The organism is Streptomyces sp. NPDC050535, assembly GCF_044457665.1.
In the GTDB taxonomy this organism is placed as follows: domain Bacteria; phylum Actinomycetota; class Actinomycetes; order Streptomycetales; family Streptomycetaceae; genus Streptomyces.
This window is the reverse complement of record NZ_JBITHE010000035.1, coordinates 22,456-36,148: the sequence shown is the minus strand read 5'-3', so window position 1 is coordinate 36,148 and position 13,693 is coordinate 22,456. Positions and strand designations below refer to the sequence as shown.

Annotated in this window: 12 protein-coding genes; 3 read left to right on the top strand and 9 right to left on the bottom strand. The window is 72.8% G+C overall.

Annotation, left to right across the window (positions count from 1 at the left end; translation table 11 throughout):
- Window positions 1–293 precede the first annotated feature (293 nt).
- The 3 genes from metK (at window position 294) to ACIBLC_RS39220 (ending at window position 3,120) form a co-directional block, all read left to right on the top strand.
- The gene (gene metK / locus ACIBLC_RS39230; protein ID WP_399216271.1) at window positions 294–1,526 is read left to right on the top strand and encodes a methionine adenosyltransferase; all 1,233 of its coding nucleotides are present in this window, start codon (window positions 294–296) and stop codon (window positions 1,524–1,526) included.
- Window positions 1,527–1,752: 226 nt separating this feature from the next.
- Complete coding sequence (metF, locus tag ACIBLC_RS39225) at window positions 1,753–2,658, top strand: methylenetetrahydrofolate reductase [NAD(P)H] (RefSeq protein ID WP_399216270.1); 906 nt, start codon at window positions 1,753–1,755, stop codon at window positions 2,656–2,658.
- A 135-nt stretch (window positions 2,659–2,793) separates the two neighbouring features.
- The gene (locus tag ACIBLC_RS39220; RefSeq protein ID WP_399216269.1) at window positions 2,794–3,120 is read left to right on the top strand and encodes a DUF6059 family protein; all 327 of its coding nucleotides are present in this window, start codon (window positions 2,794–2,796) and stop codon (window positions 3,118–3,120) included.
- A gap of 221 nt (window positions 3,121–3,341) precedes the next feature.
- Here ACIBLC_RS39220 and ACIBLC_RS39215 read toward each other — a convergent pair whose 3' ends face one another.
- From ACIBLC_RS39215 to ACIBLC_RS39175, 9 genes are all read right to left on the bottom strand, one after another.
- Window positions 3,342–4,319 (bottom strand): 3-oxoacyl-ACP synthase III family protein, encoded by a 978-nt coding sequence (locus ACIBLC_RS39215; protein ID WP_399216268.1) that lies wholly within the window; start codon window positions 4,317–4,319, stop codon window positions 3,342–3,344.
- Between the two features lie 172 nt (window positions 4,320–4,491).
- Complete coding sequence (locus ACIBLC_RS39210; protein WP_399216267.1) at window positions 4,492–5,661, bottom strand: hydroxymethylglutaryl-CoA synthase; 1,170 nt, start codon at window positions 5,659–5,661, stop codon at window positions 4,492–4,494.
- A gap of 3 nt (window positions 5,662–5,664) precedes the next feature.
- Window positions 5,665–6,726, bottom strand: coding sequence for a hydroxymethylglutaryl-CoA reductase (locus ACIBLC_RS39205; RefSeq protein ID WP_399216266.1), 1,062 nt, complete (start codon window positions 6,724–6,726; stop codon window positions 5,665–5,667).
- The gene (gene fni, locus ACIBLC_RS39200; protein ID WP_399216265.1) at window positions 6,723–7,814 is read right to left on the bottom strand and encodes a type 2 isopentenyl-diphosphate Delta-isomerase; all 1,092 of its coding nucleotides are present in this window, start codon (window positions 7,812–7,814) and stop codon (window positions 6,723–6,725) included. The genes ACIBLC_RS39205 and fni overlap by 4 nt, the downstream gene beginning before the upstream one ends.
- Window positions 7,811–8,935 carry a phosphomevalonate kinase gene (locus tag ACIBLC_RS39195; protein WP_399216264.1) on the bottom strand — a complete coding sequence of 375 codons (1,125 nt, stop codon included), beginning with the start codon at window positions 8,933–8,935 and terminating at the stop codon, window positions 7,811–7,813. The genes fni and ACIBLC_RS39195 overlap by 4 nt, the downstream gene beginning before the upstream one ends.
- A complete protein-coding gene (gene mvaD, locus ACIBLC_RS39190; protein ID WP_399216263.1) occupies window positions 8,932–9,984 on the bottom strand; it encodes a diphosphomevalonate decarboxylase in 1,053 nt (350 codons plus the stop codon). Before mvaD ends, ACIBLC_RS39195 begins: the two co-directional genes overlap by 4 nt.
- Window positions 9,977–11,011 carry a mevalonate kinase gene (gene mvk / locus ACIBLC_RS39185; protein WP_399216262.1) on the bottom strand — a complete coding sequence of 345 codons (1,035 nt, stop codon included), beginning with the start codon at window positions 11,009–11,011 and terminating at the stop codon, window positions 9,977–9,979. Before mvk ends, mvaD begins: the two co-directional genes overlap by 8 nt.
- A gap of 1,194 nt (window positions 11,012–12,205) precedes the next feature.
- A complete protein-coding gene (locus ACIBLC_RS39180) occupies window positions 12,206–12,388 on the bottom strand; it encodes a hypothetical protein (RefSeq protein ID WP_399216261.1) in 183 nt (60 codons plus the stop codon).
- Window positions 12,385–13,014, bottom strand: coding sequence for a hypothetical protein (locus tag ACIBLC_RS39175; RefSeq protein ID WP_399216260.1), 630 nt, complete (start codon window positions 13,012–13,014; stop codon window positions 12,385–12,387). The genes ACIBLC_RS39180 and ACIBLC_RS39175 overlap by 4 nt, the downstream gene beginning before the upstream one ends.
- Between the last annotated feature and the right edge of the window lie 679 nt (window positions 13,015–13,693).

Here is a 13,693-nt window from a genome sequence, read left to right as displayed (position 1 = left end):
CCTGCCCCCCGCCCCCCCCCCACCACAGCCCCCCCCCCCCCCCCCCGCGCCCCCGCGCCCCGCGCCCCCCCCGCCCCCCGCGCCCCCCGGGGGGGGGGGGGGGGGCCCCCCCCCCGCCCGGAGCCGTGCACGGGGAAGCGGAGCGACGGGGGAGCAGGGGGTCTCCACTCCCCTTCCGCCGCTCTTCCAGCGTGCCTCGTCCGCCGTTGTGCAGGGTGGCTGTGGCACGGGTGAGGGCACCCGGGCCGCCGGCGCCGTCCCCCGGCCTGTGGGTTGCAACCGTCTGGAGAGACATGTCCCGTCGTCTGTTCACCTCGGAGTCCGTGACCGAAGGGCATCCCGACAAGATCGCCGACCGGATCAGCGACACCGTGCTGGACGCGCTGCTGCGCCAGGACCCCGCCTCCCGCGTCGCGGTGGAGACCCTGATCACCACGGGACAGGTCCACCTCGCGGGCGAGGTCACCACGAAGGCGTACGCGCCCCTGGCCCAACTGGTGCGCGAGGCCGTCCTGGACATCGGCTACGACTCCTCCGCCAAGGGCTTCGACGGCGCCTCCTGCGGCGTCTCGGTGTCCATCGGCGCCCAGTCCCCGGACATCGCCCAGGGCGTCGACACCGCCCTGGAACAACGGACCGCGCACCCGGCCGGCGGCAGCGCGGAAGCGCAGGGGGACGCCCTGGACCGGCAGGGAGCGGGCGACCAGGGCCTGATGTTCGGCTACGCGACGAACGAGACGCCGAACCTGATGCCGCTGCCCATCGAGCTGGCCCACCGGCTGTCGCGCCGCCTGGCCCAGGTCCGCAAGGACGGCACCCTCCCCTACCTGCGCCCGGACGGCAAGACACAGGTCACCATCGAGTACGACGGCGACAAGCCGGTGCGCCTGGACACGGTCGTGGTCTCCACCCAGCACGCCGCCGGCGTCGACCTGGCCGCACAACTGACCCCCGATGTCCGCCGGGAGGTCGTCCACCATGTCCTGGTCGGTCTCGCGGGAGACGGCATCAAGCTGGACACCGAGGACTACCGCCTGCTGGTCAACCCGACCGGCCGCTTCGAGATCGGCGGCCCGATGGGCGACGCCGGCCTCACCGGCCGCAAGATCATCATCGATACGTACGGCGGGATGGCCCGCCACGGCGGCGGCGCGTTCTCCGGCAAGGACCCCTCCAAGGTGGACCGTTCCGCCGCCTACGCGATGCGCTGGGTCGCCAAGAACGTCGTCGCCGCGGGGCTCGCGGCCCGCTGCGAGGTCCAGGTCGCCTACGCGATCGGCAGGGCCGAGCCGGTGGGCCTGTTCGTGGAGACCTTCGACACCCACACCGTCGACCCCGGCCTGATCGAGAAGGCCATCACCGAGGTCTTCGACCTCCGCCCGGCCGCGATCATCCGCGACCTGGACCTGCTGCGCCCGATCTACGCCCAGACCGCCGCCTACGGCCACTTCGGCCGCGAACTGCCGGACTTCACCTGGGAGCGCACCGACCGCGTCCCCGGGCTCAGGGCCGCCGCAGGCATCTGACCCCGCCACCGGCCGGCCGTGCGGGAGACGGGCGGCCGGTGGCGGGAACCGGCGGCCGGCTTCCGGCTTCCGGCGTTCCGCGGCGGGCCCCGGGAACTCCCGCAGCACCATCACGCGGCCGGCCCGGACACATCCCCCAGCACGCCCAGCACCCCCAACGCTTTTGTCCCCGCTGGAAACACTGGGGCCGCCCTGGCGGCGGCTCCCTCACCGCCGGAGGCCGGCCGTGACCACCCTGCGCGACATCCTGGACCGGGATGCCCCGTCCTTCTCCTTCGAGTTTTTCCCGCCGAAGACCGAGGCGGGAGCCCGGTCGCTGTGGCAGGCGATCCGCCGGATCGAGACGCTGGCACCGGCCTTCGTCTCGGTCACCTACGGGGCCGGCGGCTCCTCGCGGGAGCGCACCGTGGAGGTGACCAAACGGATCGCGGCCGAGACCACCCTGCGCCCGGTCGCCCATCTGACCGCGGTGGGGCACTCGACGGCCGAACTGCGCCGCATCATCGGCCAGTACGCCGACGCCGGCGTCCGGGACATCCTGGCGCTGCGCGGTGACCCGCCCGGCGACCCGAACGCGCCCTGGACCGCGCACCCCGACGGTTTCACCCACGCCCATGAACTGGTGCGCCTGGTCAAGGAGTCGGGCCGGTTCAGCGTCGGGGTGGCCGCCTTCCCCGAACGCCATCCGCGCTCCGCGGACTGGGACAGCGACATCCGGCACTTCGCCGCCAAGTGCGCCGCGGGCGCCGACTACGCCATCACCCAGATGTTCTTCCACGTCGAGGACTATCTGCGGCTGCGCGACCGGCTGGCCGCCGCGGGCTGTGACACCCCGATCATTCCCGAGATCATGCCGGCCACCGACGTCCGCCAGATCAGCCGCTTCGCCGAGCTCAGCGGCGCCTCCTTCCCCGAGGAGCTGGCGCACCGCCTGCAGGCCGCGCGCGGCAACCCCGACGAGGGCCACCGCATCGGTGTCGCCCACGCCACCGCCATGGCCCGGCGCCTGCTGGCCGAAGGCGCCCCCGGGCTGCACTACATCACCCTCAACCGCTCGACGGCGACGCTGGAGATCCACCGCGCCGTCCTGGACTCCCTCAGCACCCGGCCCGCCCTCACCACCCACCCCTGACCGGCCCGGCCCGGCCCGGCCCGGTCAGGGGTGGGGTGGTTTCCTGCCGTTCCTCCACCGGGCCGCGAGCGGTCCTTGGAAGCCTGGAGAGGCAGCCGACAGCGAAGCTGCCACGGAGCGGCAGAGGGGGCGGACATGAATCGGTTGCTGCGGGGCGGTCGGCGGGCGGCGGACCACTGCCTGCGGCATCTGTGGCGGTCCCTGGTGGCCGCCGGCGCCGCCTACGCCGGCCACCCGGCCTGCTTCCACGCCCTGCAGTCGCCCGCCCCGCACGCCTCGGGCCCCTTCGCCCGCTACGCCCCGGGCGGACTGCGCCTGCTGCCGCCGGGACCTGCGGGACCGCCGCCCGCCCACCCCGAGCGGCTGCGCCCGGACCTTCCGCTGTCCGGCGCGGAACTCCTCCTGGCCCGTGAACTGTGGCCCGCCTACGACACCGGACACCGCGCCCCCGGCGCGGGCTGACGGGCGCCCCGGCGCGAGCGGGCTGCGCCCGGCGCCGGTCCGTGAACGCTCCGCCCGGCTCATCGGCGCCCTGTGACGTCTCGCCGGGTGATTACCCCGACCCCGACCCTGCGCGCGCAGTACCGCCCTGCCCGGCCCCGTTCGCGCGGGGTGCGGGGGGCGCGGTCACAGGGGCCGGGCTCCCGGCCCCTGTGCCGCCACCGCCACCGGTGTTGGTGTGGTCACCACTGGACCAGGGCGAAGTTCGCTGCCATGCCGCCGCCGAAGCCGGCGAGGAGGATCAGTTCGCCGGGGCGGAAGGCGCCGCGTCGGGCGGCCGCGTCCAGGGTGATGGGGATGGAGGCGGCGCCGGTGTTGCCGTAGTGGGTGAGGGTGCGGTGCATGGTGGCCCGCGGCATGGCCAGTTCGGGGAAGACCTGGTCGAGCATGACGCCGTTGGCCTGGTGGGGGATGAAGTGGCTGATGTCGGCGGGCTCGACGCCGGCCTCGTGGAGGAACTCCTTGATCAGCTGGGGGAGTTGTTCCACGACGAAGCGGCGTACTTCGCGTCCGTCCATGGTGAAGTACTGCCGGCCGGCGTCGAGGGCTTCCTGGTCCAGGGGGGTGCGGCTGCCGCCGCCGGGGACCTGGATGAGGTCGGCGAGTTCACCGAAGGTGTGCAGGGCGACGTGACGGATGAGGGGGCCCCGGGTGGTGGGGGCCAGGACCATCGCGCCGGCGCCGTCGCCGAAGAGGATGACCGTCTTTCGGTCGGCCGGGTTCAGGATGCGCGAGTACACGTCCGCGCCGATGACCAGGGCGTAGCCGCCGCGCCGCAGGATGACGCTGCCGACCGCGGAGAGCGCGAACACGGTGCCGGAGCAGACCGCGTTGACGTCGAAGGCGGCGGTGCCGGAGATGTTGAGGTTGCGCTGGACGTAGGCGGCGGTGGGCGGCTGGGGCCGGTCGGGGGTGGAGGTGGCGACCGCGATCACGGACAGCTGCTCGGCGGTGATGCCGGCCGACTTCAGCGCGGCCCGTGCCGCGGCGGTGGCCAGGTCGGAGGTGGCCTGTTCGGGGGCGGCCCAGCGGCGTTCGCGGATCGCGGTCTTGCGCCAGATCCATTCGTCGTCGACCCCGGCCGGTGCACCGACCTCGGCGTTGGAGACGATCCGGTCCGGCACGTAGGCACCCGTTCCGATGATGCTGACGTCCATCATGCGTGTGCCCTCCCTTCGAGTGGTCGGTGAACAGCGGTGTGATGGGCCGGCGGGGACACGGCGATGTACATGTCCCCGCGCAGGGGCGGGTGGTGCGGGGCGCCCCTGCGCGGGGACGGGGTGGCGCAGGGGGCGCCTCCCGGGTCTGCCGGGGAGGCGCCGCAGAGGCGGTTCAGCGGGTTTCGTAGATCCGCTTGTGGCCGCTGAGGCCGGCCAGCCGGAAGGGGCCGGTGGTCTGGGCGGGGGTGGGGTGGTCGCCGCCGTCGGCGGGGAAGGACCGCTCGTGCAGGGCGCGGTAGCCGGCGTAGTCGAGGACCTCGCGGCGGTCGATCGCCTGGAGGTTCTCCTTGGTCCGCAGGTGCTCGCGGTAGTCGGCGACGACGCTCGCGGAGAAGAACTCCGCGACGCTGCCCGAGCCGTAGCTGAGGAAGCCGATCAACTGGCCGGTCAAATCCTCGGCCTGGTCCAGGAGTGCGGCCAGGGCGAGGTAGACGGAGGCGGTGTAGCTGTTGCCGACCACGGTGTTGTAGGCGGTGGTGAGCCCGATGACGTCGGCGACGGCGTCCTTGCCGGTGTCGTATCCGCAGTAGTTCAGCAGGTGGCGGTGGGCCTTGTAGGCCATCTTCGTGAACGGCTGGTGGTAGCAGATGGCGGCGAACTCGCCCAGCGCGCGGCCGTCCTGCTCCGCGTAGTCCTTCCAGGTGCCCTGGACGGCCTGCAGGTAGGCGTTGATGGACTCCTGCCCGTCGACCAGCGCGCTGTCGCGGTAGTTGGGCCGCCAGAAGTCCATGACGTCGGCGGTGAACAGGCCGGAGGGGTCCTCGACGCGCAGCAGGGCGGGGTCGGCGGAGATGAGCATGGCGACCGCGGCGGCGCCCTGGGTGGCCTCGCCGGGGGAGTCCAGGTCGTACTTGGAGACGTCGCTGGCGATCACGAGGACCTGCTGTGCGGGGTCACGGTGGACGAGGCCGATGGCGAACTGCAGGGCGGCGGTCGCCCCGTAGCAGGCCTGCTTGAGTTCCACGACCCGGGTCGCCGAGGGCAGCCCGAGCAGGGAGTGGACGTAGACGCCGGCGGACTTGGCCTGGTCGATGGAGGACTCGGTGGCGAAGACGACGGTGCGGATGCGGTCGGCGCCGTGCCGGGCGATGACCGGGGCGGCGGCCGCCGCGGCCATGGTCACGATGTCCTCGTCGGCGGCGGGCACGCTCATCGACTCCTGGCCGATGCCGACATGGTATTTGCCGATGTCGGTGCCGTTGTGGGCGGCGAGCGCCGCGTGCGGCAGGACGAACTCGGCGGTCGCGAACGACAGATCGTGGATTCCGATGGAGATGGACATGCCCTATGCACCAACCTTTGCGGTCTTGTGGTCGCGTTCCATCCGGACGTGTGCGTGCATGAGTTCACCGGGGTTGGTCTGCGCGGCGAGCAGCGAGAGCTCCCCGCACAGCACGGTCGCCGCGGCGATGACGGCCAGGCGGCGGGCGTTGGCGCCCGTCTCGCGCTCGGCCCGGCAGCCGAGCCGGGTCAGGTTCGTCTCCACGAAGCCCAGGCCCTTGCCGTTGCCCACGGTGCCCACGATCAGGTTGGGCAGCGTGCAGGAGAAGTAGAGGTCGCCGTCGCGGTCCTCGGCCAACGTGATGCCCTGGGACCCCTCGACGATGTTCGCCGCGTCCTGGCCGGTGGCCAGGTAGAAGCCCAGCAGCATGTTCGCGAAGTGGGCGTTGGCCGAGCGGATGCCGCCGGCCAGCAGGGTGCCCAGCAGGTTCTTGCGGATGTTCAGCTGCACGATCTTGGCGGCCGTGGTGTGCAGGACGGTGGTGACCACCTCGCGCGGCACCAGGAGTTCGGTGACCACGTTCTTGCCGCGCCCCAGGATGCCGTTGATGGCGGTGGCCTTCTTGTCCGTGCAGTAGTTCCCCGAGATCGACCCGTAGGAGATGCCCGGGACGGTCTCCAGCAGGTGCCCCAGGAGTGCGTCGGAGGCGAGGGTGGCCATGTTGTGCCCGGAGGCGTCGCCGGTGGAGAACTCGAAGCGGATGAACAGCAGGTTGGCGGTGATCTCGTGCCGGATGCCGATGAGTTCGGCGAACCTGCTGCACCCGCGCACCACCTCGCGCAGCTCCTCGGTCCGCGCCTGGATGCTCTGCGCGGCCGCGTAGGCGGTGGCCGCGTCGGTGGCCTCCACGAGCACCGAGCGGGTCATCCGCTCGTCCACGAGGGTGGCGACGATGCCCTGGGGGGCCAGCATCGACACCTTCGCGCCGCGGCCCACCGAGGGCCACAGCGGCGACTCGTAGGTGGCGAGCGGGACATGGGTCTCGGTGGTGGCGACGTTCCCGGAAATACGAAGGGGCCCCACCCACTTCATCGGGACCCCGGCTATCGCGTGTGCGTCGGTCATCGTGTGCTTCCCGTCATCTCGCGGAGGGCGTCGATGGAGCTGGAACGCTGGGCCAGCTGCCGCGTCTGGATGCCGCGGTCGGCGCAGAAGGACCGCAGGCTGCCCTGGACCAGCAGGTCGCAGCGGGTGAGGTCGTGCGGGGTGCGGGCGCCGAGCATGGTCTGCAGGGCCGCCAGCTGGTCCAGCCAGGTGGAGATCTGCGCGACCAGCGCGGTGACCCCGCCGTCCAGCAGGGTGCGCAGGAACCCGCCGGACACGCCCACGCCGCGGGCGCCCAGCGCCAGCGCGCGGGCCACATCGAGCGGGTCGCGCACCCCGCCGGAGGCCAGCACGGGCAGGCTGACACCCTGCGCGTCCAGCAGACAGGCCGCCGTCGACTGTCCCCAGCCGTGCAGGAAGGCGTAGTCGGCCAGCTCCCGGCGGCCGTTCTCGATACGGGCGAAGTCGGTGCCGCCGCGGCCGCTGAGGTCGGCCGCCCGCACGCCCAGGTTCTGCAGCGTCACCACGGTCTCCCGGCTCAGCCCGTTGCCGACCTCCTTGACGATCACGGGGACGTCGACCGCCGCGCAGATCTCCGCGATCTGCCCGACCCAGGAGGAGAAGGACCGGTCGCCCTCGGGCATCGCCGTCTCCTGGGCGGTGTTGAGGTGGATCTGCAGGGCGTTCGCCCCCAGCAGGTCGACAGCCCGGCGCGCGTTGTCGGTGGTGGCCGTCGCGTTCACGTTGGCCATCACGAACCCGTCCGGGTTCTCCTCGCGCAGCACCCGGAAGGTGCCCGCGCACGAGGGGTCCTTGAAGTAGGCGTTCACCGACCCCGACGCGATGGGCACGCCGGTCTCGCGGGCGGCGATCGCCAGGTCCCGGTTGATGGCCCCGGTGTGGGCACTGCCGCCGGTCATCGCGTTGATGTAGAGCGGCACCGGCCAGGAGATCCCGGCGAACGACGTGGCCAGCGACACCTCCGGCCGGTCGATGCCGGCCAGCGCGTGGTGGACGAAGGACACCTCGTCGAACTGGTTGACGGTGCTGCGGGTGTGCTGCTGCTCGATGGCGAGCCGGACGTGGTCGTCCTTGCGCTGAGCGCTCATTCCTCGATCCCTTCCATGGCGGGACGCAGCGGCAGGGGCAGGACCCCGGCCGCGGCCCACCGTTGCCGTACGTGGGAGATGTCGTGCGGTGTGTGTGCGTCCAGCAGGGCGATGCCGCAGTCGCCGCCGCCGGCGCCCGAGGGCTTGGCCGCGCCGCCGACGCTCTCGGCCGCCTCGCACAGGGCCCTCAGCTGGGGGGTGAAGATGCCGAGAGCGACCTCGTCGTCCAGGCGGGCCAGTTCCTGGCGGGCCCGGCGGATCTGGTGCAGCAGGGCGCCGCTGTCACCGGCCTCCAGGGCCGCGACCGCGCCGTTGACCACGTCGGTGGAGGTCGCCACGAACTTGTGGTGCGAGGGGGTGCCCCGCCAGGTCCGCCGGTGCAGGCCGGCCACCAGGGAGGTGGTGGAGGCCGGGTTCCCGGTCCAGCCGACCTCCAGGCACAGGCCCTCCGGCGGCGGCAGCCGGCGCACGCCGTAGCCGGGCCAGTCGGCGCGCAGGGCCTCCGCGACGCCCCGGCGCCCGGCCAGGTCAAGGACGTGGGCCCGGTCGGGCGCCCGGTAGGTGACCCAGCCGCCCCAGGTACTGGCGGCGAGGTCACCGCCGGAGCCCTTGGGGTCGATCCCGGCGGTGGCCAGCAGCGCCAGGCGGAACCGGGCGTCGCGGGTGAGGTGCAGCCCGCTGAAGGCCGCGACGGCCGCCACACTCGCGACGGTCACCGCGCCGCTGGAGCCCAGGCCCAGTTTCCTGCCGCCCTCGTGCAGGGTGCTGCTGACCGACAGGCTCAGGTCGGGAAGGGGCAGGCCGTGCTCCGACAGCAGCCGGCCCACCGTCTCGACGGCCGCCATCACATGCGCCAGCGCACTGCGCGTGTGCTCCCCGCCTGTCTCCGGGCCGGTGCCGGCGGGGACGAGGCGGCCCTGCCGCCACCGGGAGCGCACCGCACGCGGGGTGAGGTCGGAGGAGATCAGCACGCCGGGCCCGTCGGCGCGGGACACGGTGACGGTGATCTGCCGGTCCACCGCGACCAGGACCGCCGGGGTGCCGCTCTCCACCACCGCGTACTCGCCGGCGACGAACAGCTTGCCCGGCGCACGCCGTACCACCGTCTCCGGCGAGGTCACGGCGCGTCCCCGGGCAGCAGGCGGGCCCCGGGTCCCGGGCCGGCGATGTGCACCGCGCCGCCCGCGGCGGCCTCGCGCACCATCCGGGCCACCCTCTCGGCGTCCGTGCGCCGGCACAGCACCTTGACGTTCGGCCCGGCGTCCATGGTCGCGTAGGCCGCGATCCCGTTGCGCCGCAGCTCCAGGACACTGTCCAGCACGGTCAGCGTGGCCGGTGACAGGTAACGCACCGCGGGGCGCGCCGCCAGCATCGTGGCGTGCATCCCGAGCGCGTTGCGCTCGGCGATCTCACCCACCGCGTCCAGGTCGCCGCGGCTCAGCGCCGCCCGCATGCCCCTGAGGTCGTCCCCGCTGGAGGCGGCCCACGGCGCGTAGAGCGGCGAGGTGTCCACGGTGCGGCGCATCGCGGTACGGCTGGACACCGCCTTGGGGCCCGCGTTGACCACCGCGATCACCAGCGCCGGATCCAGCCGCGCGGCCGGCACCGGCTCCGCGTAGGAGCTCAGGTCCGCCTCCGCGGCGCCGGCGCCGGCCGCCCCGGCGTGCCAGACGGCGAACCCGCCGAACAGGGACCGCGAGGCGGATCCCGAGCCGCGCCGGGCCAGCCGGGACAGCGCGGTGGCATCCAGACCCAGCCCGTAGGCGGCCGCCGCGGACACCGCCAGCGCGGCGAAGCCGCTGGCGGACGAGGCCAGGCCCGCCCCGGTGGGCACGGTGTTCTCGGTGTCCACCACCGCCCGCTCGCCCAGCCCGGAGCGTTCCCGCACCAGGTCGAGGAAGGCGACGATGCGCTGCCGCGCCTCGCCGGTGGCGGGCCGGCCGTTGAAGGTCACCGCGTCCTGCCCGGCGCCGGCGTCCAGGCGGACCCGGGTGGTGGTGGGGAAGATGTCCAGAGTCATCGACAGGCTGTCCGTGCGGGGCAGCATCAGCTGCTCGTCCCGCTTGCCCCAGTACTTGACCAGCGCGATGTTCGGGTGCGCGATCGCGGTCGCCCCGGCGCTGTGGTCCTGCCGGCGCGGGCCGGTCAGTGTGGTCCGCCGCTCAGCCATGGCCGACGGCCCGCTTCAGCGGCACGACCCAGCTCTGCACGGCGCCGGCGTCGTGCAGTTGCCGGGTGACCTCACGGGCCCGTTCCGGCTGGGTCAGCGCGATCACGCAGCCGCCCAGACCCCCTCCGGTGATCTTGGCGCCGAGGCTGCCCGCCGCGAGCGCGGCCCCCACCAGTGCCTCGATGCGGTCGGTACTGAGCCCGGCCGCCCGCAGCAGGTCGTGGTAGTCGGTGAGGCGTGAGCCGAGTTCCTCCGGCTTGCCGTCGGCCAGAGCGAGGCGGGCCTCCTCGGTCAGCTCGGTGGCCCGGCGCACGAAGCTCTCCTGCGCCCCCGCATGGCGGCGGAATCCCTCCCGCAGCAGGTCGACCGCGTCCTTGGTACTGCCCACCACCCCGCTGTCCGCGATGACGAACAAACCCTCGCAGCCCACGCCCAGCTCCCGGGCCTCGCCCGCCTGGAACAGCAGCGGGGCGGATGCGCCGACCGTCATCGCGTCGACACCGCTGGACCTGCCGTGCACCACGTTCTCGGCCGTCTGCACCAGGTCGAACGCCGCCCGCTCACTGAGCTGCCGGCCGAAGAGGTCGGCCAGGGCCCACACGACCGCCCGCGCGCACGCCGCGCTGGAGCCGAGCCCCCTGCCGGGCGGCACCGCCCCGTCGATGATCACGTCGAGGTGCGGGGCGTCCACCCCCTGCGACTGCGCCCGGAACTCCGCGACCATCCGGCGCAGCCCCTCCGAGCCCTGCGTCCCCACCTGCCGCCAGGCGGAACCGGTCATCGTGAAGGACACACCGCCCGGTTCACGCGCGGGGCCGGAGGACCATCCGGCACTCGCCGTGACCGGCAGCTGCGGAATGGGAAGAGCGAGCGCCGGGGCTCCGTAAACGACCGCATGCTCTCCCAGCAGAATCGACTTGGCATGGGCGCGGCCGGTGCCGACTGAGCGTACCCAGTGGCTTTCTGATACTCCCGCCGCTGAGGTCGGTATAGCCAACGCACTCAGCTCCCCTTGTCGTATGGGCATCGAGATCGTCATCCAGATTTCTAGGAAGGAACGAACCATTCAGAAATCCCCCGGAGCGTGGTCACCTGCGGGGATCCAACGGCCAGGGGGATGCCCCGACGGGTTTCACACAGCCCGCGTCTCCCGCGGACACCGGCCCGTGCGCGCAGCGCCGACCGCCGCGCGGGGCAAGGGGAGTTCACCGGCCCGCAGGCCGGCCGCGCCCGTCACCGGGCCACAGGGAGAGACAGTCCTCGCCGGCCCGGGCATGGTCACCGGGAAGACGCAGGACGGCAGATGTCGCATCGGGCAAGGACCGTGTCCCGCCCGCCAACTCCCTTACCCGAAACCATTTTTGGGCAGGGAAGACGTACGCAAATAGTGACACGGGTCGGACCCGCACGCCAGAGACCGCCGAGTGACGTAGGTCACTCGAAGAAGGGTGACGGGCTGTCAGGAGGAGTGCCCGCGCCGGGGGATGGACGCTGCCGGGGGCGGTTGACCTGGCTGAGGGCGTGCGGCGGGGGAGTGGCGCACGGTCATGTCCCCCTTGGAGTACGGCCGTTGAGGGGGCCCGAGCGGGGGCTGTCCGGGTTTCTTGAGTGCCCGATGGCCTGCCCGGAGGTGGCGTCACGCCTGGATGGGCCCTGGTGGGGGCGGCGCCGATGGGCGGGCCGGGCGGACGGGTGTCCCCGGCGAACCGCACCCACGCGGACGCCCGCCCGCGGCGCGGACCGCCCTCCGGCGCGGCGGCGCGCGCGGTGGAGTCCGCTGCGGCCGGTACGCGGCCTGCCGCGCGGCAACTCGGCCCAGCGGCAGGGACGTTCACCGCGCCGGTGACGCGGTGACGCGGTGACACCGGGGGAGCCGCTACGGCGGGGAAACCGCGACGCAGGGAAGGCCGCGACGCCGGGAAAGCTATGGCGCCGGGATGGTCGCGACGCCGGAAAACTATGGCACCGCGACGCCGGGATGGCCGCGGACCCCGCGGATGATGCCGGGCCCCGCCCGGACCGGAAAGCGCACCGTCACAACCACGGCCGCCGACGGCCCGGGACAAGCCCGGATCGCCGGCCCTCGCGCCGAACTCCCCGCCCCCGCCCGCCCACCCGGCCGGGGCGAGCGGGCGGGAGCCAGGATGCAGGCCGGCCCCCACCCGTGAGGGCCGGCCGCGCACCGTCGCGCAGACCGGCCGCGGGCGAGGGCGCCGGGACGTCAGGGCTGGCGGTGCAGGGCGATCTCGGTGAGCTCCTCGATGTCGAACTCCGAGCGGCCCGGCGCGCCGTAGCGGGTTATCTTCCCCCGGCTCACCCATTTCCGGATGGTCGCCTCGGTGACGCCCACGGCGAGGGCGGCCACATTCGTGGGGACGAGCCGGTGACGTGGCGGCCGGGTCATGCGCTGACAGTCTTCCGTTGCCGCTCTATGAGCTGTCGCAGGGCGAGCCATTCGCGCATCTCCCATGAGTGTCCTGACGAGCAGGCGATGCTGCTCCTGATTTTGCCGCCGCCCCGCTGCGGCGCGGCGCTGATCGTCCCGGTGCAGTCGTCCACGACGCACTTCCTGGTGAGCGTGGACAGGTCGCTGGGGTCGGGGTCGATGGTGCGGCGCAACTCGGCGGCGATGCTGTCGATCTCGTCCGCGAAGTCGGCCGCCGGGGGCTGAGCGGTGATCCATTCCAGGTTCACCGTCAGGAACCGCGCCAGCTGGGGGACGGACCGGTCCGGCGAATGACGGCCGAGCTTCTCCACGACGATCCCCGACCAGGACTCGAGAATCGCGAGAATGTTGTGCCGGGCATCGAGCACGGAAATATCCAGGTGGTCCCGGTTACGGCTCCCCGAGACCTTCGTCGGGTTCGTCCGCCTGGGGGTCGGTGACAGGTGGTGCAGGCTTTCCTGGTGGAGGGCAGGAAGGATGCGCAGGTTGTGCTCCGCCTGCCTGATACAGCGGACGCACAGCGCGGAGCCGGCGGCGGCGGGGATCTCCTGGACGTGTTTTCTGGGGCACGGGTGGACCTTCATTGAATCTCCTGCATGAGGTGACTCGCTCCCGCGACCGGCACGGAACGCGTGGATGGCCGTTCCGGTAGCGGCAGTTCATTTCATTCATGACGGGTGGCTCCGGGGGAGAGGCGGCCGGTGCGACCGGATCCCCATGCCCAGGCCGATGAAAGACGTATCGACTCCGGTTCGGCGACCCCTGGTTCAGGAATCCCCGGAAACCGTTTCGGACCGGCCGCCGAGGGCGTCGGCCCTGATTCTCTCGATGGATTCAGCTGTCATGTGCTTTCCATTCCCCCGGCGATTCCCACAAGTTTTCCCGGATCACCCGGAGAGTTCCGCGAGCAGGCGGGAGCGTCAACAACCGCCCCACAGAGCCGGATCGCGGAAATACGGGAGCATGAACAACTCCCTATTCGCGTCCTGTCCTGCCCGGGAGAACTCCGGGTTCCTTCCCGCACCCCTGCCGGATGCGAGTGCCGTACCCCGGGCTGCCGAAAGTCCATTTCCCGGGGATACGCCTGTCGCCGAACGTAACGACGGGATCTCGAGCCTGGGTACAGCCCCGGACGCGCGCGGCTGTAACGGGACCCGGCCGCCTTACGGGCCCGTCGGGGCAGGGGCGCAGGAGGCCCACGCGACGGCGGTGACGGCAGTGCGGCAGCCCGGTGACGGCAGCCCCCGGCCCCGGCCGCCCGCG

Coding starts and splice junctions, on each gene's coding strand:
- ACIBLC_RS39180 (WP_399216261.1), bottom strand. CDS start 12,388: ATGACCCGGCCGCCACGTCACCGGCTCGTCCCCACGAATGTGGCCGCC.
- metK (WP_399216271.1), top strand. CDS start 294: ATGTCCCGTCGTCTGTTCACCTCGGAGTCCGTGACCGAAGGGCATCCC.
- mvaD (WP_399216263.1), bottom strand. CDS start 9,984: ATGGCTGAGCGGCGGACCACACTGACCGGCCCGCGCCGGCAGGACCAC.
- ACIBLC_RS39205 (WP_399216266.1), bottom strand. CDS start 6,726: ATGACCGACGCACACGCGATAGCCGGGGTCCCGATGAAGTGGGTGGGG.
- mvk (WP_399216262.1), bottom strand. CDS start 11,011: ATGCCCATACGACAAGGGGAGCTGAGTGCGTTGGCTATACCGACCTCA.
- ACIBLC_RS39220 (WP_399216269.1), top strand. CDS start 2,794: ATGAATCGGTTGCTGCGGGGCGGTCGGCGGGCGGCGGACCACTGCCTG.
- ACIBLC_RS39175 (WP_399216260.1), bottom strand. CDS start 13,014: ATGAAGGTCCACCCGTGCCCCAGAAAACACGTCCAGGAGATCCCCGCC.
- fni (WP_399216265.1), bottom strand. CDS start 7,814: ATGAGCGCTCAGCGCAAGGACGACCACGTCCGGCTCGCCATCGAGCAG.
- ACIBLC_RS39210 (WP_399216267.1), bottom strand. CDS start 5,661: ATGTCCATCTCCATCGGAATCCACGATCTGTCGTTCGCGACCGCCGAG.
- ACIBLC_RS39215 (WP_399216268.1), bottom strand. CDS start 4,319: ATGATGGACGTCAGCATCATCGGAACGGGTGCCTACGTGCCGGACCGG.